Genomic DNA, 17,478 nt, shown 5'->3' with positions numbered 1-17,478 from the left:
ACCTGAGCCGACGATGGAGTCCCTCACATGCTCAACAGACAGCAAGTCGCCCGAGGTCTGATCGCGGGCTTCCTTGTGCTGACGCTGGCCGCGTGCGGTGCCAGCAGCGACAACGGTAGCTCCGCCAACGCCGGTGAGAGCGCGGGCCCGAAGCCGACCGGCCCGAAGCCGACCGGCACGCCGCTGGTGATCGGTGTGATCGGCTCGTTGACCGGTCCGCAGGCCTCCAGCAGCAGCCAGGGTGACACGGTCGCGCCGGCCTGGGCCGAGTGGTTCAACGCCGCCGGCGGCATCAACGGTCACCCGATCAAGATCGTGTCGGTCGACGACGGCGGTGACCCGGCGAAGGCGCAGGCCGCGGCGGCCAAGCTCATCGATCAGGAGAACGTGCTGGCGATCGTGGTCGGCTCGGACAACCTCGCGCCGGCTTACGGGTCGGCCGTGCGCGCCAAGGGTGTGCCGCTGATCAGCGGCAGTGCGAACACGGGTGACTGGTACAAGGAGACGGGCATGTTCCCGACCGTCACCGACGTCGTGAGCGGCAAGTACACGCAGCTGCTGGTGGCGAAGAACTTCGGCAAAGCCAAGAAGTACGGTGAGCTCTACTGCGCGGAGATCGCCGCCTGCGCCAGCACCGTCGGCATGCAGAAGGCGAACGCCGAGAAGCTGGGTATGGAATACACGGCGTTGCCGATCAGCTCGACGGCGACCTCCTACACCGCCCAATGCCTGCAGCTCCAGCAGAAGGGCGTGGACTACGTCCAGCTCAACCTGTCCACGGCGCCCGCGATCAAGCTCATTCAGGACTGCCAGGCACAGAGCTACAACCCGACCTGGGGGTCGTCGGCCAACGCGCTGAGCAAGCAGATGGCCGAGCTCAAGAACGTGACGATCTGGGGGCCCGCCTACGCCTTCCCGTCGGTGGCCGATCTCGCACCGGCCAAGGTCTTCCGCGACGCGATGCTGAACTACGCCAAGGACGACAACTGGCACGAGGGCACGGCCGGTCTGACCTGGTCCGGTCTGGAAGTCCTCCGTAAGGCGCTGGCCGACGTCGGCCCGAACCCGACCCGCAAGGACGTGATGGACGCCTTGTACCAGGTCAAGAACGAGGACCTGGACGGGCTGCTGGCCAACAAGATCACCTTCACCGCGGGGCAGCCGACGGCGCCCCTCTCCCACCCCTGTGCCTTCGTGCTCAAGGTCGCCGACGGTAAGACCACGTCTCCCAGCGAGAAGGTCTGCGCCAACTCCTGAGTCACGGCGCCGGGACCGGCACGCGCCGGTCCCGGCCGCCACCCCACTCGGGGTCGTCCAGCGACGGGCTCGTTCAACAGAAGGGAGAGGCTGGTGGACACCTACCTCCCGTTCATCGTGAGCGGCATCGCGACCGGCTCGATCTTCGGTCTGGCCGCCACCGGACTCGTACTGACGTACAAGACGTCCGGCATCTTCAACTTCGGTCACGGTGCAATTGCGACCGCGGCAGCGTGCTTCTTCTACTTCCTGCACTACGAACAGGGTGTGGCCTGGCCGCTGGCCTTCGTGCTGGCGGTCTTCGTGGCCGGCCCGCTGCTGGGCCTCCTTCTCGAACCACTGGCTCGGCGGCTGGCCGACCGGTCGTCGGCGGCGAAGATCGTCGGCACCGTCGGGCTGATCCTGATCGTGCAGGGCCTGGCCAGCATCCTGTTCGGCGCCGACACCATCCGTGTCGCCCAGTATCTGCCGCGAGCGCTCGAGTTCATCCGCGTCGGCGGGGTCAACATCTCCTACGCCCAACTCTGGGTGACGCTCGTCGCGGTCGTCGGCGCCGCCCTCCTCTACGTGCTGTTCCGCTTCACCGGAACGGGCCTGGCGATGCGGGCCGTGGTCGACGACCCGCAGCTGCTGGCCATGCAGTCGACGAGTCCGACGAGGGTGCGGCGGACGTCCTGGGTCATCGGATCGACGTTCGCCGCCGCCTCCGGAGTGCTGGTACTGCCGTTCATCGGCTTGGACGCGATCGGACTGACGTTCCTGGTCGTGCAGGCGTTCGGCGCGGCCGCAGTCGGAGCGTTCTCCAGCATTCCGCTGACGTTCGTCGGCGGGATCCTGATCGGTGTGCTGGCCGCCCTGTCGCAACGGGTGGCCGTCGAGGTCCCCGGCTTGGCGGGTCTCCCGGACAGCATCCCGTTCATCCTGCTCTTCCTCGTGCTGTTGATACGTCCGCGACGCAGGCTCGCCGAACCGTTGTCGGCGGCGCCACCGGCGGTCCGCCGTGAGTACCGGGCGCCGGGAGCGGTCCGGGTACTGACCGGCGTGCTCGTACTGGTGCCGCTCACGCTCGTCCCGCTGCTGGTGGGTGGCGACAAGCTGCCGTACTTCACGATCGGTCTCACGCAGGTCGTGGTGATCCTGTCGCTGGGTCTGCTGGTCCGGACGTCCGGGCAGGTCTCGTTGTGCACGGCCGCCTTCGGCGCGATCGGAGCCACCGCGTTCTCGCAGCTCGCCGTCGACCACGGCGTGCCATGGCTGTTGGCCCTGGTGCTGGCCGGCTTGATCGTCGTTCCGGTCGGCGCGTTGATCGCCATTCCCGCCGTGCGCTTGTCCGGGATCTTCCTGGCCCTCGCCACCTTCGGATTCGGCATCCTGGTCGAGCGGTTGCTCTACTCCCGGGGTTTCATGTTCACCACCCTGCAGGACGGTCGCACGATGCCGCGGCCGTCGTTCGCCGAGAGCGACAGCGCCTACTACTACTTCGTGCTGGCTGTGGTCGTCCTCGTGAGCCTGCTCGTGGTCGCCATCGTCCAATCGCGCCTGGGCCGGCTGCTCCGGGGTTTGTCCGCCTCGCCGGTCGCCGTCGCGACACTGGGGCTCTCCACGAATCGGACCCGCGTCATCGTCTTCTGCGCGTCGTCGTTCCTGGCCGGCGTGGGAGGAATCCTCTACGGAAGCTCGGTGCATTACGCGACGTCGAGCGATCTGCACTACGGGTCGTTCCAGTCGCTGGTGCTGCTGGCGATCCTCGCCCTGGCTCCGTTCGGCGAACCCTGGTACGCGGTGTTCATGGGCGTCGTGGCCGTCCTCCCGGGCTACCTGACCAGCGCGGACACGACCTACTGGCTCAACGTGCTGTTCGGGGTTTTCGCCGTGCAGGTCGCCATCGCCCGGCGGCAGCCCGAGGTGCCCGATCGGTTGCGCGCGGTGCTGGACCGGTTGCGGCGCAACCCGCCGCACGCCGTCCCGGATAGCCACCCGGAGACACCGCCGGCTGTCCTCGAGCCGTCGGCCGGTCTCGAGGTCACGGACCTTCAGGTGCGGTTCGGTGGTCTCGTCGCCGTCGACGGGCTGACGTTCGCGGCGCCGCGCGGCCGGATCACCGGGCTCATCGGCCCCAACGGGGCGGGCAAGACCACGACGTTCGACGCGTGCAGTGGCCTCAACCGCCGCATCGGCGGCACCGTCGCGCTGAAGGGCCGCGACATCACCCGCCAGGGCCCGGCGGCACGGGGCCGGGCCGGCCTGGGCCGCACCTTCCAACGGATGCAGCTGGGCGACTCGCTGTCGGTGCTCGACAACGTCGCCCTGGGCCGGGAATCCGGTCAGGCAGGCGGAAGCGTCCTCGCGCAGCTGGTGGGTCGACCCGCGCAGCGGCGGGAAGCACTGGCGGCGGCCCGCGACGCGCTCGCGCTGTGCGGCATCACCGATCTGGCCGAGCGCCAGGCCGGAGAGTTGTCCACCGGTCAGCGCCGTCTCGTCGAACTGGCCCGCTGCCTGGCCGGTCGATTCGACGTCCTCCTGCTGGACGAACCCTCCTCGGGCCTGGACGCCCGGGAAACCGCGGCGTTCGAGCAGGTGCTCCGGCAGGTGGTGCGCGAGCGGGGTTGCGGTGTGCTGCTCGTCGAACACGACATGCCGCTGGTCTTGAGCGCGTGCGACTACATCTACGTCCTCGATTTCGGCAAGCTGCTCTTCGAGGGCACTCCGCAGGAGACAGCGGCCAGCCCGGTGGTTCAGGCGGCCTACCTGGGCTCCTCCGCGGACGACATCGAAGACGTCCGGGAGGCCGCGGTATGAGCGACAACGCCCTGGAGTTGTCGGGATTGCAGACCGGTTACGACCAGACCGTCATCCTCCGGGATCTGACCCTGGAAATTCCGGCGGGTGAGGTGACCGCGCTGCTGGGCCCGAACGGCGCGGGCAAGAGCACACTGCTCCGCGCGATCAGTGGATTTCTGCCGGCGACCCGGGGCAGTATCACCCTGTTCGGGGAGGACGTCACGACGACGCCCCCGCACAAGCGATTCGGCCTGGGCCTGTGTCACGTCCCCGAGGGCCGTGGCGTGTTCCGGTCGCTGACCGTCCGGGAGAACCTGGCGCTGCAAGCGGGGCGCGGGCGCGGGCGGACGGCAGCCGCCGTCGAGCGCGCCACCGCGGCGTTCCCGATCCTCGGTGAGCGGCTCGCCCAGCCGGCGGGGACGCTGTCCGGAGGCCAGCAGCAGATGCTCGCGATGGCCGCCGCCTACGTGCGCAACCCGCGCCTGGTGCTGGTGGACGAGGCGTCGCTGGGGCTCGCCCCGATCGTCGTCGACGAGATCTTCGCTTTCCTCGCGCGCCTCACGGACGAGGGCGGTGCGCTGCTGCTGGTCGACCAGTTCGCGACGCGGGCGCTGGGAATGGCGTCCGGTGCGTACGTGCTACGCCGCGGGGAGATCGTCTACCGCGGCACGGCCAAGGAGCTGCTGACCAGCGACGTTTTCGCCGCGTACGTCGGCAGCGCGACGGAGGAGGCGGCGAGCGTTGACTGATCTGATCGGCCGGGTCGCGTTGGTCACCGGGGCCGGACGCGGGCTCGGCGCCGCGTATGCCGGAGCGCTCGCGGCGGCGGGTGCGGCCGTCGTCGTCAACGACACGGGAGTGGACACCACCGGAGAGCACCCCGACGCCTCCGTGGCCGAGGCGTCGGCCGCGCGGATCGTCGCGACCGGCGGCCGCGCGGTGCCGGACACCTCCGACGTGGCGAGTTTCGCGGGTGCGGCGGACGCGGTGCGACGGACCGTGGCCGAGTTCGGGCGCATCGACATCCTGGTCAACAACGCCGGCGTCCTCGGTTCCGCCCGCTTCGCCGACGTGTCCGAAGAGGAACTGCGCCGGCATCTCGACGTGCACGTGGTCGGCGTGGTCGGGACGATCCGTGCCGCGATGCCGCTGATGCGCGCGCAGGGCTACGGCCGGATCGTCAACGTGACTTCGGAGGCGGCGCTGTCCCGCCTGCACGACACGGGTGCGGCGTACTCCGGGGCGAAGGCCGCGGTGTGGGGACTGACGATGGCCGCCGCCACCGAGGGCACGGCGCACGGAGTGACGGTCAACGCGGTGTCCCCGGGCGCCCTGACGCGGATGTCGCGCGGGTTCCTCGAGGAGTCCGGTATTCCGGAGGGTATCGACCTGTCACCCGAGCGGGTGGCCGAGGTGCTGGTCCTGCTGTGCACCGACGAGGCCGCGGACGTCACCGCGCGGGTGGTGCACACGGCGGGAGGCCATGTGCGGGAGTACGTGCTGGGCCGTCCGGGCGATACCGACCTGGTCAAGCGCCTCGCGGACGCGCTGGCCGCACGGAGAGGGTGAAACCGCGGGCCGGGTCGACCCGGCCCGCGGCCCTTGTTCAGTCGCCGCGCATCCGTTGCAGCCGCCCGGACGTGCGCTCGAGCCATCCGTCGTAATCGGTGGCCTTGCGCAGGAACGAGTCGCCAACGCGCGGATGCGGCAGGATGAGGAACGGCTCGTCGCCGGTCATCGCCGTGTACACGGTCTCGGCGACGCTCTCCGGCGTGAGGATTTCGCCGAGGCTGCCCACGTCGGGTGGCTCGGAGTCGTCGCCGGGCTGACGGCCGAACATCCCGGTGTAGACCGCGTTGGGGCACAGGCACGAGACCCGGATGCCCTGGTGGCGATAGTTCAGCGACACCCACTCGGCGAACCCGAGTGCGCCGTGCTTGCTGGCGGTGTACCCGGGCCCCGACGGGCCGGTGATCAGCGCGGCCGAGGAGATCGTCTGGAGCAGGTAGCCGCCACCGCGCTCCACCATCGACGGCACGACCCGGCGTGCCGCCCAGACATGGGCGAGCAGGTTGACGTCCACGATGTCGCGCCACCGGTCGACCGGCTGGTCCAGGTCGCCGGGGACGGGGTCGGAGTAGCCGGCGTTGGAGACGAACACGTCGATCGGCCCGAACGTCTCCTCGGCCTGATCGGCGAGCCGGCCGATGGCGTCGGGGTCGGCGACGTCGCAGGCGACGCCCAGCGCGGGAGCCTCGAGCGCCGCTGCCGCTTTCGAGGCCCAGCCTCCGTTGAGATCCGCGACGACCACGCCGCGGACATCGGCAGCGGCGAATCGCCGCGCGAGCGCCAGCCCGATCCCGTTCCCGCCCCCGGTGATCACCACCGACTTGCCGCGGAGGTCCATCAGGGTTGCGTGCGGTGCAGGACGACGTTCGCCTTGCCGACGCGCGGCACCCGGTCGGCGTACCACTCGCTGCCGTCGGTCGCGGTGACGAGGATTCGGTCGTCGCCGTCGGCCCACGCGAAACCCGACACTTCGATGACGGGGTGCATGAAGTAGCAGCCGCTCACCAGCGGCTCGCCGTCGCGCAGGCGGAGCTCGAAACTCGGCTCGCCCATGACTTCTTCGTCTTCGTCGTCGATCATCCGGGCCCCTTCTGTGGTCAGACACACGCCGCGGCTGCACGGCTCTACCCTCTTTAGGTTAATAGTCTATCCATATGGAGCACTCAAGCGTGGAAGTAGATCCGTGGCAACAGCAGAGCGCGGATCCGACGGCGGGCGGGGCGGACTACCCCCCGCTGGTGACGGCGATGCGCCGGCTGCAGGACGCGGTCGCGATGGCGGCACCGCCGGGTGAGAGCCTCGACGCCCTGACCGCGCGCCTCGACGAGATCGCCGCCGACGTGGAGAAATACCGCGCCGACGAGTGGGAGCGTTACGCCGGTCGGCGGCGTGACCTGCCCGGGCGCGGGCATTCGCTGCTGCTGCCGGTCATCTAGGACCACGTGTCGACGTCCGTGGTCCGCGGCCGCGTCACGTTCGGGACGTTTTACCTGGGAGGCAATAACGCCGCGCACGGCGGCACCGTGACGCTGCTGTTCGACGAAGTGCTCGGCATCATGGCCAACAGTGACAACCCCCCACCGCCGCGACGCACGGCCTACTTGACCGTCAACTACCGAAAGATCACCCCGATCGGGGTCGAGCTGCGTGTGGAGGCGAGCGTCGACCGGACGGAGGGGCGGAAGCGGTGGGCCACCGGCCGGCTCTTCCGCGGAGACCAACTCGTCGCGGACGCCGAGGGACTGTTCGTGAAGTTGCGTGCCGGACAGCCTTAGATATAGCGTTATCTTATAACTGTTTAAGGTGCGAGAGGTGCTGTCATGCTGCAGACCGACCGGCCTGACGTCGGACAGACACTGCGCGAGTCCGGCCTGCCCGCCGAGCTGACGGCGTTCATCGCCGGGGAGTTCACCTCCCGTGGCGACGGCACGATGTTCGACGTCGAGGACCCGGCGACGGGCGCGGTAATCGCACGCTTCGAGGAGACTTCCACGCCGGGTGTCGCCGCGGCGGTGGAGAGCGCTCACGAGGCATTTCGTCTCTGGGCCGGACTGGCGCCCGCCGAGCGCGGACGACGTCTGCACGTGGTCGCCGAAGCGCTCCGGGCCCACGCCGGCCTCCTGGCCCGGCTGGAGAGCATCGACTCGGGCAAACCGCTGGCTCAGGCGACGGCCGACATCAGCGTGAGCGTGCGGTACTTCGAGTACTACGCGGGGCTGGCCGACAAGATCCAGGGCCAGACGATCCCGCAGCCACCAGGGACGTTCGCGTACACCGTCCGGGAGCCGTTCGGCGTCGTGGCTCACATCACGCCCTGGAACGCCCCGCTCAGCCAGCTCACCCGGGGTGTTGCGCCGTGTCTGGCGGCCGGTAACGCGGTGGTGGTCAAGCCGTCCGAGCTCACTCCGCTGACGTCGCTCTACACGGCCCGGCTCCTGACGGAGGCGGGCTTACCACCCGGGTTGTGCAACGTCGTGCTCGGTCAGGGCGGCTCCACCGGAGCCGCCCTGACCGCCCACGAACAGGTCCGGCACATCACGTTCACCGGATCGGTCGCCGCCGGTCGGGCCGTGGGTGCCGTCGCCGCGCAGCGCATCGTCGGCGTCAACCTCGAGCTCGGTGGCAAGTCACCCACGATCGTCTGCGCCGACGCCGACCTCGACAAAGCCGCGCGGGCCGGCGCTCTGGCCGTGGTTCGCAACTCCGGTCAATCCTGCTTCGCCACCACCCGGCTACTGGTCGACCGGGTGGTCGCCGCGCCGTTCGTGGAGAAGCTGGCCGAGCGCATGGCCGGCCTCTCGCTCGGCCACGGCCTCGACGACCCCGACGTCGGTCCGCTGATCTCCGCGCCGCAACTCGACCGCGTCCGGGCCTATCTGGGTGCGGCCCACGACGACGGCGCCGAGGTCGTCATCGGTGGCGAGGTGCTCGACGGAGCGGGTCACTTCGTCAGCCCCACCTTGCTGCGCGGGGTCACCAACCAGATGCGCGTCGCCCGCGAAGAGATCTTCGGGCCGGTCCAATCGGTGCTGGAGTTCGACGACCTCGACGAGGCCGTCCAGATCGCCAACGACACGGAGTACGGCTTGTCCGCCGGCGTGTTCACCGGGAACGTCACCACCGCTCACCGCGTCGCTGCGCGGTTGCAGGCCGGGCAGATCCAGGTCAACCGGTACACGGGTGCCGGGGTCGAGGTCCCGTTCGGCGGCTACAAGAGCAGCGGCCTGGGCCGCGAGAAGGGGACCGAGGTCATGGTGCACTACACGCAGGTCAAGAGCATCATCGTGGACGTCGCATGAGCCTGGGGTTCGTCGGGCTGGGAGTCATGGGCTCCCGGATGTGCGCCAACCTGATCCGCAAGTCCGGGCAGCGGGTCGTCGTGTACGACCCGATGCCGGAGGCGACCGAACCGGCTGCGGCGCTCGGTGCCGACGTGGTGCCCGACCTCGCGGCGCTCGAGGCGGACGTGGTCTTCCTGTCGCTGCCCACGATCAGCGAAGTCGAATCGGTCGCCGGCATCCTGGCCGGTGTGGCGCACAAGCCACGCGTTCTCGTCGACATGGGTACCAGCGAGGTGGGCCGCAGCCGGGCGCTGGCGTCGCGGCTGGCGGACGACGGCGTCGTGTTCGCCGACGCCCCGGTGGCTCGCACCCGCCAGGCCGCCGAGGACGGCACCCTGCTGATCACCGTCGGCGCCCCGGGAGATGTCTTCGAGACCCTCCGGCCCTTGCTCGAGTGCATGGGCACCGACGTCGTCCACGCCGGTGGCGTCGGCAATGGCCAGGTCTTGAAGATCCTGAACAACATGGTGTTGTTCCTCACCATGAACGCGCTGGCCGAGGCGCTCGCCATCGGCCGCGCGGCCGGCGTCGACGGGGAGGCGCTGTTCTCGGCCCTGACGCTCGGCTCCGCCGACAGTTTCGCGCTGCGCCGGACCGGTACGGCCACGATGCTGCCCGACGAATTCCCCGAGCGAGCGTTCCCCACCGACTACGCGATCAAGGACCTCGCGCTCGCGTTGCAGCTCGCCGAGGACGGTGAGGTTCCCGCCCACGCCGCCCAGCAGACGATGGACCTGTTACGGCGGACGAGCGACGCGGGCTACGGCCCGAACTACTACCCGGTCATGATCAAGCTCGTCGACGGCCGTGGCTGAGCTCCCGTGCTGGGAGGTGTGGGGCGTCCGGGTGGGGCGGGCACAACGGCAGGCCCGCGACAACTTCCTCCGTCCCGGCGACCGCACCGGCACGGCCGGCATCGACTTCATCGTGTGGGTGGCCGCCTCCGGTGACCACGTGCTCGTCGTCGACACCGCGTTCAGCGCGGAGGCCGGCGCCCGGCGGGGCCGCGTACTGGACACCCGGCCCGCCGACGCGGTCCGCGCGCTGGGCTTCGACCCCGCCGAGGTACGGCACGTCGTCCTGACTCATCTGCACTACGACCACGCGGGCAACGTCGGTGACTTCCCCGGCGCCGAAGTCGTCGTGCAGCGCGCCGAGCTCGCCTACGCGGCCGGTCCGTCCATGCGGCACCGCTCGCTCAGCCACTTCTACGAACCCGACGACGTCGTGGGCATCGTGCGCGACCTCTACACCGGCACGGTGCTCGCCCCCGACGGCGATCTGACGCTCGCGCCGGGTCTGGAGCTGCACCTGGTGGGCGGCCACACCCGCGGCACGCAGGTCGTCCGCGTGCACACCGCGCGGGGCTGGGTGGTGCTGGCCGGCGACGCCGTCCATTTCTACGACAACCTCGCCGAACGCAACCCGTTCCCCGCGGTCGTCGATGTCGAGACCGTGCTGGACGGCTACCAGCGCATCGAACGACTCGCCGACTCCACCGCGCACATCGTGCCGGGCCACGACCCGCAGGTGTTCGACCGCTACGAGCGCGTCGACGTGAGCCTGCCGGTAGCGGCGCTTCACCGACCTCCGAAGGGACCGCGATGAACGACGTACTCGAGGACTTCCGGCGCTCGGTGGCGGAGTTCGCGAAGGACCGGCTGGCCGAAGGTGCCCTGGAGCGTGCGCACCAGGGCGAGTACCCGCGGGACGTGGCTCGGCTGCTGGCCCGCCAGGGCCTGCTCGGCCTGAGCATTCCCGAGGATCGCGGCGGGCAGGGCGCAGGCCTCCGCGCGGCGATCACCGCGATCCAAGCGGTGGCCAGTGCCTGTCCGCGGAGCGCCGACATCGTTCAAGCGGGCAACTTCGGGCCGATCCGGACGTTCGCCGAATACGCCACGGACGAGCAGCGCGAGCGCTACCTGCCCGGGCTGCTGTCCGGAGACCTGCTCATCGCGCTGGGCATGAGCGAGCCCGGTGCGGGCTCAGCCGTCACCGAGTTGACCACCTCGGCCACGCGCGACGGGGGCGGCTGGCGGGTCTCCGGCACCAAGGTGTTCTCGACCCACAGCGCCGACGCCGACGTCTATCTGGTGTACGTGCGGTTCGGGCCCGGCGTGGGGGGCATCGGCTCGGTCCTGGTCGACCGGAACGCGCTCGGCCTGACCGTCGGCCCGCCCTCCCGGTACCTGAACGGCGAGCATTGGTGCCCGCTCTACTTCGACGATTGTCACGTGCCCGACACGCAGGTGCTGCTCGGCGAGGGCGGGTTCAAGAAGCAGATCAGCGGCTTCAACGTCGAGCGGCTCGGTAACAGCGCCCGCTCGATCGCCGTCGGCCGGCACGCGTTCGACGTGGCGACGGAGTACCTCCTCACCCGTGAGCAGTTCGGCCGGCCGCTGGCGGAGTTCCAAGGCCTGCAGTGGATGTTCGCCGACGCGGCGGTGAAGCTGGAATCCGCGCAGCTGCTGCTAGACCGGGCAGCCACCAACGGAGACCGCGACGGGCTGCCCAGCGGGGTGGACACCGCGATGGCGAAGCTCGCCGCCAACCAGGCCGGCTTCTTCGCGGCCGACGTCGCGATGCAGGCCATGGGTGGAACCGGATTCGGTGAGGACTCGATCGTCGAGTACTGCTTCCGGCGCACACGCGGATGGATGATCGCGGGCGGATCGGTGGAGATCCTCAAGAACCGCATCGCCGAGTCGGTGTTCGGCCGCAAGTTCTCACAGCGGGCTCGCTGAGGTGTTCTACCGACAGCTGCTCGATCCGGCGTCGGTGGCGGTCGTCGGAGCGTCGGGCACACCCGGGAAGACGACAGCGCGGCCGGTCGAGTACCTACGGCGGCACGGCTGGGACGGCGCGTTGTATCCGGTGAATCCCTCCCGGGACACCGTCCTGGGGGAGCGGGCCTGGCCATCGCTGGAGGCTCTTCCCGAGGTTCCCGACCACGCGTTGATCATGACCGGCGCGGACGCGGCGGTGGAGGCCGTGCGGGAGTGCGCACGCATCGGTGTCGGTGTGGCCACGGTGGTCGCCGACGGTTTCCTGCCCTCGACTCCCGCCGGACGGGCCCGGGCGACAGCGCTGCGCGGAATCCTCGACTCCTCGAAACTGCGGCTGCTCGGCACCGGGAGTCTCGGAGTGGCCAACCCGCGCCGCCGGCTGGCGCTCACCGGCAACGCCGCCTTTGCCGAGGCCGTCCTACCGGCGGGAGACGTGTTCGTCGCGTCGCAGTCGGGGAGCGTGCTGGGAGCGCTCCTGAGCCGGGGCTCGGAGATGGGGCTCGGGTTCGCCGGGATGGTATCGACGGGCGCGGAAATGGATCTGTCGCTGGGGGAGATCTGCCTGGCCGCGATCGACGACCCCGCGGTGGGGTCGCTCGCGCTGTTCCTGGAGAACCTGCACGCGGCGGCCGATCTGGAAGCCGCTGCCGAGGCGGCGGCGAAGGCCGGCAAGCCGATCGTCGCGTACAAGCTCGGGCGTTCGGCGGCGGCCGCGGAGCTGGCGGTATCGCACACGGGCGCACTCGCCGGCGACGACGCCGTTGCCGACGCACTCTTCCGCGACCTCGGGATCGCGCGGGTGACCACGCTGGAGGCGCTGCTGGAGGCCCAGCTCCTGGTGCGGCGGGTGCCTCCGGTCCCCACGAGGCCGCGGGTGTGCGTCGTCACCACCACGGGGGGTGGCGGCGCCATGGTCGTCGACAGCCTGGCGACGCGCGGCGCCACGGTGGTCCCGCCGGCACCGACCACGGCCGAGCGGCTGGCGGAACTGGGGGTGACGCCGGACGGCGGTGCGTTGATCGACCTCACACTGGCGGGCACCAGGGCGGAGCTGATCCGCGCGGTGCTGGAGGTGGTTCTGGCCGCACCCGAGTTCGATGCGGTGATCGCGGTGCCCGGCAGCTCCGCGCGTTTCACGCCCGAGGTGAGCGTCGCGCCGATCCTCGCGTGCGCCGACGCGGCCAAGCCACTGGCCGTGTTCGTGGTGCCCTCGGCACCCGAGGCGCTTGCGCAACTGCGGGCCCGCGGGGTGCCGGCCTTCCGCACTCCCGAAGCCTGCGCGGACGCGGTGCTGGCGACGTTCGGTCGCGGGCGTCCGGTGCGGCGCGGCGCTGTTCCGGTTCGGCCCGGCGCGGCGGTGACTCTCGACGAAGACGCGTCGGCCACCGTGCTCGAACGCGCCGGGCTGGACGTCGCGCCGCGGACGGTCGTTCCGGCCACCGACGTTCCCTCGGACCTTCCCGTGGCCGGGCCGGCCGTCGTCAAGGTGCTGTCGGCCGAGCTGACGCACAAGTCCGACGTCGGCGGTGTGGTGCTCGGTGTGACCGACGGCGCCGGCCTGGCGCGCGCGGCCGAACGGATCACGACAGCCACCGCGGCGGCGCGTCCCGGTTTTGCCGCCGCCCGGCTGCTGGTGCAACAGCAGGTCGGCGGCGCGCTCGCCGAAGTGCTGATCGGGTTGCGCCGCGATCCCGACGTCGGGCCGATCGTGGTGCTCGCCGCCGGCGGGCTGCTCGCCGAGGTCTACCGCGACCGCAGCCTCCGACGCGCGCCGGTGACCGTCGAGGAAGCCGCCGGAATGATCGGCGAAGTGCGTGCGCTGCGCCTCCTGGCCGGCTATCGCGGCGCGCCGCGGGGGGACCTGGCGGCGCTGGCCGCGGCGGTCAGCGCGATGTCGACGCTGGCCCTCGATCCGTCCGTGGTCGAAGCCGAGTCCAACCCGGTGCTGGTGCTGGCGAACGGGGTCGTCGCCGTCGACGCGGTCGTCACGGTGGTGGAGGACGCGTGATCGTCGAAACGCTGGCCCGCCGGGCGAGCGAGATCCCGGTGCCCGACGCCGCACTGCGCGCCGCGACGCGGCGGGCGTTCGTCGACTGGCTGGGCGTGACGCTGGGCGGCTCCGACGGCCTCCCGGCACGGGCGCTGCGCGCCGGTCTGGACGTCGGCGGCGGCACGAGCCGTCTCCTGGGCACGCCGGGAATCGCCCCGGTCCACGTCGCGGCGCTGATCAACGGCACCGCCGCACACACACTCGAGCTCGACGACATCTACGCGCCGGGCCTGTTCCATCCCGGCGCGCCGGTGATCGCCGCGGCCCTCGCCGTGGCCGACCAGATGGATGCCACGGCGGGGGAGCTGTGGCGCGCGCTCGTCGTGGGCTTCGAGATCGGCTGCCGGGTGGCCGCGGATCTCGGTCCGACGCACTACCGGCACTGGCACACCACCGGGACGGCAGGCGCGGTAGGGGCGGCGGCCGCGGCGGCCTCGCTCCACCGGCTCGACCAGGTGACGTTCGGGCACGCGCTGTCGCTGGCCGCGACCATGGCCGGTGGCCTCCAGCAGACCTTCCGCAGCGACGCCGCCGGGAAGCCGCTGCATTCCGGCAACGCGGCCCAGGCGGGCGTCGTCGCCGTCGCCGCCGCGGCCGGCGGTGTCACCGGAGCGTCCGACGTCCTGGAGGGCGACGCGGGCCTGGCCGCAGCCACGGGCGCCACGACCGACTGGGCGGTGAGCGCGGCCCCGCTCGCCCGTCCGTTCGCGATCGAGCAGGTCACGGTGAAGCCGTACGCCTGCTGCGGCCACGCGTTCTCGCCCATCGACGGTGCGTTGGAACTGCGGGCGCAGGGGGTGCGAAACGTCGATCGGCTGATCGTCGCGACCTACGCGACCGCGACGACAGTGGCGGGGATCCGCGAGCCGCGCACCGCTGCCGAGCGCCGCTTCAGCATCCCGTACCTCGTCGCCGTGGCGCTGCTCCAGGGCCGGGGCGCGCTCGACGACCTCGAGAACGGTGTTGAAGGGCAGGCTGTGGAGGTGACGTTGGAGGTCGACGAGGACATCGACGACCGTTTCCCGGCGCACCGGGGTGCCCGGGTGACCGCTGTGCTGCCGGACGGAGAACGCCGCTCGATCGACGTCCCCGACCGGTCAGGAAGCCCGGACCGTCCGCTGACCGACGAACAGCTCCGCGCCAAATTCCTGTCCACGAGTGCTCTGGGAGCGCGGGGACCGCAGATGCTCGCGTCGATCAGCGGGTTCCCGGACGAACTGCCGGTACGGGCACTGCCGCTTGCTTAGCGCCCGGTCCACACCGGCGCGCGCTTCTCCGCGAAGGCCAGCGGACCCTCGGAGGCGTCGTCGCTGTGGCGGTTTCGTTCGAACGCGGCGTCGTTGAGGTCCCACGCCTGATCCTCCGGCACGCCGTCGCCCGCCAGGATCGTGCTCTTGCTCAGCGCCACCGCCAGCGGAGCGTTCGCCGACACGATGGCAGCCAGCTCGACGGCGGCCGGCACCACCCGCTCCGGAGCCACCACGCCATTGACCAGACCCCAGCTCGACGCCGTCAGCGCGTCGACGGGCGCGCCGGTCAGCGTCATTTCCAGCGCCCGGCGCTGGCCGACCAACCGCGACAGCCGCACCAACCCGCCGCCGGTGGCCAGCACACCGCGCCGCACTTCCGGCAGCGCGAACGTCGCGGTCTCCGAGGCCACCGCGAGGTCACACGCGAGCACGATCTCCAGACCGCCGCCGTAGGCCAGCCCGTTGACCGCCGCGATCAAGGGCTTGGACGGACGCTCGCGGAGCGCCCGAGTGATCACCCGGGCACCGTTGCCCATCAACGGCCCGCGGCTGACCATCTGCTTGAGGTCGCCGCCGGCGCAGAACGCACGGCTCCCCGCGCCGGTGAGCACGATCGCTCGCACGGCGGGATCCGCGTCGGCAGCGCGGATCGCGTCGCGCAAGCGGGTGCCCAGCTCCTCGTCGAGAGCGTTGTGCACGGCCGGGCGATTGAGGACGAGGATCCGGACGGCGTCCTCGGTGGTGACCAGGAGGGTGTCAGTCAACGGGGAGCGGGGCCGGCTCGGAGGGCGTCGCGGGATCCCACGGGGCGAACGCGGGCTCGCGCTTCTCCAGGTAGGACTGCACCCCTTCCTTGAAGTCGGGGTGCGGCTTGAGCACGTCGTACCACCAGCGGATCGCCATCGTGCGTGCTTCCTCCTGAGTGCTTTCGGCCGCCTGGTAGACCTGCTGCTTCATGACGCCCATCGCGGTCGGCGACGAGAACACCGCGATCTTCTTCGCGTAATCGAGGGTCTCGGCCAGCAGGTCCTCGGGTTCGAAGATCCGGTCCACGACGCCCAGCGACAGGGCTTCGGCTCCTTGCACTATCCGTGCGGAGAACAGCAGGTCGAGCGCCCGCGAAGGACCGACCACGCGCTGCAGCGACCACGCCAGTCCGTGTTCGGCCATGATGCCGCGCTGCGCGAACGAGGTCGTGATTTTCGCCCTCGACGAGGCGAATCGCAGATCGCAGTTCATCGCGGCGATCAGGCCGATCCCGGCGCACGCCCCGTTGATCGCCGCGATCACCGGCTTGCGGATCTCCCGGGGCAACGTCGTCGGCTGGCGCCGGTGCGGGAACGTCGAGGTGCCGGTGGCGGCCTGATCGGCGAGGGTCTGCGCGTCCATGCCGGGGCAGAAGCTCTTGCCTTCACCGGTCACCACGATCACCCGCACGTCGGGGTCGTCGCCGCACTCGCGCAGGTGCTGGTAATACTCGGTTTCCATCGGTACCGACCAGGCGTTGTTGCGCTCGGGCCGGTTGAAGGTGAGGACGGCGACGCCCTCGGAAACCTCGCGCCGGACGAGGGGCTCGGTCATGCGTGTTCTCCTTCGAGAGCCGGGGCCGGGGCCGGCGCCGCAGCCGGGGCCGCAGCCGTGGTGGCCGGTGCGGCGGCGAACGCCGGTGGGCGCCGGGCGAGGAACGCGGCGAAACCCTCGCGGCCGTCGGGACTGACGAAAAGTTCGGTAGCGACAGCGCGTTCCCGCTCGATGCCCTCGTGGACGGTGGCGCGCTGCGTGTCGCGCAGCAGGGACTTCGTCCGCGCGGGAACCAGTGCGGCGCCGCCCACCAATTGGGCGGCCAATCCGCGGGCTTCGGCGAGGACGTCGTCGGCGAGCCGGTTCACCAGGCCGACCGCGTACGCCCGCGTGCCGTCGACCGGCGCGCCCAGCATCAGCATCTCGATCGCGACGCCGTAGGGGACCAGGCGGGGAAGCCGTTGAGTACCACCCGCGCCGGGCAGCGCGCCCAACTTCGCTTCGGGTAACCCCAGCTTGCCGCCGGGTGCCGCGACCCGCAGGTCACAGGCGAGAGCGAGCTCCAGACCACCGCCGAACGCCGGCCCGTTCAGCGCCGCGACGAACGGCAGCGGGCTGCGCTCGATCAGCGCCAGCGCGTCGGTGAAGGCGTGAACGTAGGCGGTGAACTCGGCACCGTCGGTGAACTCTCCGAGTTCGGCGATGTCGGCACCGGCGGAGAACGCCCGTCCGGCACCGTGCACGATCACGGCCCTGGTGGTCCCGTCGGTCTCCACCTGCCGCACGGCGTCGGCCAGCGCGCGGCAGGTGGCCGTGCCGATCGGGTTGAGCCGATCGGCGCCGTCGAGCCGCAGAAACGCCAGCGGACCTTCCCGGTGGACGTGGACGCCGGTGCTTGGTGTGGTCGTGCCCATACGACTCCC

17 protein-coding genes are annotated in these 17,478 nt (G+C 70.9%); 12 read left to right on the top strand and 5 right to left on the bottom strand.

The features are described from left to right. The first annotated feature begins 27 nt into the window (after window positions 1–27). The 4 genes from ACIBZJ_RS05510 (at window position 28) to ACIBZJ_RS05495 (ending at window position 5,607) form a co-directional block, all read left to right on the top strand. Window positions 28–1,257, top strand: a complete 1,230-nt coding sequence (locus ACIBZJ_RS05510) for an ABC transporter substrate-binding protein (RefSeq protein ID WP_395925789.1) — start codon at window positions 28–30, stop codon at window positions 1,255–1,257. 93 nt (window positions 1,258–1,350) lie between these two features. Then, window positions 1,351–4,056, top strand: coding sequence for an ATP-binding cassette domain-containing protein (locus ACIBZJ_RS05505; RefSeq protein WP_395925787.1), 2,706 nt, complete (start codon window positions 1,351–1,353; stop codon window positions 4,054–4,056). Next, window positions 4,053–4,787: an ABC transporter ATP-binding protein gene (locus ACIBZJ_RS05500; RefSeq protein ID WP_395925785.1), complete on the top strand. Its 735-nt coding sequence runs from the start codon at window positions 4,053–4,055 to the stop codon at window positions 4,785–4,787. Before ACIBZJ_RS05505 ends, ACIBZJ_RS05500 begins: the two co-directional genes overlap by 4 nt. After that, window positions 4,780–5,607, top strand: coding sequence for an SDR family NAD(P)-dependent oxidoreductase (locus ACIBZJ_RS05495; protein ID WP_395925783.1), 828 nt, complete (start codon window positions 4,780–4,782; stop codon window positions 5,605–5,607). The genes ACIBZJ_RS05500 and ACIBZJ_RS05495 overlap by 8 nt, the downstream gene beginning before the upstream one ends. A gap of 37 nt (window positions 5,608–5,644) precedes the next feature. Here the strand turns inward: ACIBZJ_RS05495 and ACIBZJ_RS05490 are convergent, their stop codons facing one another. Together ACIBZJ_RS05490 and ACIBZJ_RS05485 are read right to left on the bottom strand one after the other, a co-directional pair. After that, entirely contained in the window at window positions 5,645–6,445 is an 801-nt protein-coding gene (locus ACIBZJ_RS05490; RefSeq protein ID WP_395925781.1) for an SDR family oxidoreductase, read from the bottom strand. After that, window positions 6,445–6,687 (bottom strand): hypothetical protein, encoded by a 243-nt coding sequence (locus ACIBZJ_RS05485; RefSeq protein WP_395925779.1) that lies wholly within the window; start codon window positions 6,685–6,687, stop codon window positions 6,445–6,447. The genes ACIBZJ_RS05490 and ACIBZJ_RS05485 overlap by 1 nt, the downstream gene beginning before the upstream one ends. A gap of 89 nt (window positions 6,688–6,776) precedes the next feature. On the opposite strand from ACIBZJ_RS05485, the gene ACIBZJ_RS05480 reads away from it, so the two are divergent. Genes ACIBZJ_RS05480 through ACIBZJ_RS05445 form a run of 8 tightly spaced genes read left to right on the top strand, consistent with a single transcriptional unit; the run spans window position 6,777 to window position 15,031 of the window. Next, entirely contained in the window at window positions 6,777–7,043 is a 267-nt protein-coding gene (locus ACIBZJ_RS05480; protein WP_395925777.1) for a hypothetical protein, read from the top strand. A 6-nt stretch (window positions 7,044–7,049) separates the two neighbouring features. Then, window positions 7,050–7,382 carry a PaaI family thioesterase gene (locus tag ACIBZJ_RS05475; protein WP_395925775.1) on the top strand — a complete coding sequence of 111 codons (333 nt, stop codon included), beginning with the start codon at window positions 7,050–7,052 and terminating at the stop codon, window positions 7,380–7,382. A 45-nt stretch (window positions 7,383–7,427) separates the two neighbouring features. Next, a complete protein-coding gene (locus ACIBZJ_RS05470; RefSeq protein WP_395925773.1) occupies window positions 7,428–8,906 on the top strand; it encodes an aldehyde dehydrogenase family protein in 1,479 nt (492 codons plus the stop codon). Continuing rightward, window positions 8,903–9,763, top strand: a complete 861-nt coding sequence (locus ACIBZJ_RS05465; RefSeq protein ID WP_395925771.1) for an NAD(P)-dependent oxidoreductase — start codon at window positions 8,903–8,905, stop codon at window positions 9,761–9,763. The genes ACIBZJ_RS05470 and ACIBZJ_RS05465 overlap by 4 nt, the downstream gene beginning before the upstream one ends. Next, on the top strand, window positions 9,756–10,556 hold the full coding sequence (locus ACIBZJ_RS05460; RefSeq protein ID WP_395925769.1) for an N-acyl homoserine lactonase family protein: 801 nt from the start codon (window positions 9,756–9,758) through the stop codon (window positions 10,554–10,556). The genes ACIBZJ_RS05465 and ACIBZJ_RS05460 overlap by 8 nt, the downstream gene beginning before the upstream one ends. Beyond that, on the top strand, window positions 10,553–11,692 hold the full coding sequence (locus ACIBZJ_RS05455) for an acyl-CoA dehydrogenase family protein (RefSeq protein WP_395925767.1): 1,140 nt from the start codon (window positions 10,553–10,555) through the stop codon (window positions 11,690–11,692). The genes ACIBZJ_RS05460 and ACIBZJ_RS05455 overlap by 4 nt, the downstream gene beginning before the upstream one ends. Window position 11,693: 1 nt before the next feature. Further along, window positions 11,694–13,742, top strand: coding sequence for an acetate--CoA ligase family protein (locus ACIBZJ_RS05450; RefSeq protein WP_395925765.1), 2,049 nt, complete (start codon window positions 11,694–11,696; stop codon window positions 13,740–13,742). Further along, window positions 13,739–15,031, top strand: coding sequence for an MmgE/PrpD family protein (locus ACIBZJ_RS05445; protein WP_395925762.1), 1,293 nt, complete (start codon window positions 13,739–13,741; stop codon window positions 15,029–15,031). Before ACIBZJ_RS05450 ends, ACIBZJ_RS05445 begins: the two co-directional genes overlap by 4 nt. Here ACIBZJ_RS05445 and ACIBZJ_RS05440 read toward each other — a convergent pair. Genes ACIBZJ_RS05440 through ACIBZJ_RS05430 form a run of 3 tightly spaced genes read right to left on the bottom strand, consistent with a single transcriptional unit; the run spans window position 15,028 to window position 17,469 of the window. Next, window positions 15,028–15,798: an enoyl-CoA hydratase/isomerase family protein gene (locus ACIBZJ_RS05440; RefSeq protein WP_395925760.1), complete on the bottom strand. Its 771-nt coding sequence runs from the start codon at window positions 15,796–15,798 to the stop codon at window positions 15,028–15,030. The genes ACIBZJ_RS05445 and ACIBZJ_RS05440 overlap by 4 nt on opposite strands. Continuing rightward, the gene (locus ACIBZJ_RS05435; RefSeq protein ID WP_395925758.1) at window positions 15,791–16,615 is read right to left on the bottom strand and encodes an enoyl-CoA hydratase-related protein; all 825 of its coding nucleotides are present in this window, start codon (window positions 16,613–16,615) and stop codon (window positions 15,791–15,793) included. The genes ACIBZJ_RS05440 and ACIBZJ_RS05435 overlap by 8 nt, the downstream gene beginning before the upstream one ends. Beyond that, entirely contained in the window at window positions 16,612–17,469 is an 858-nt protein-coding gene (locus ACIBZJ_RS05430) for an enoyl-CoA hydratase/isomerase family protein (protein WP_395925756.1), read from the bottom strand. Before ACIBZJ_RS05430 ends, ACIBZJ_RS05435 begins: the two co-directional genes overlap by 4 nt. Window positions 17,470–17,478: the final 9 nt, after the last annotated feature.

The organism is Cryptosporangium sp. NPDC051539 (assembly GCF_044454545.1).
Lineage (GTDB): Bacteria > Actinomycetota > Actinomycetes > Mycobacteriales > Cryptosporangiaceae > Cryptosporangium.
The sequence above is the reverse complement of the archived record's forward strand: the minus strand, read 5'-3'. Positions and strand labels throughout refer to the sequence as shown.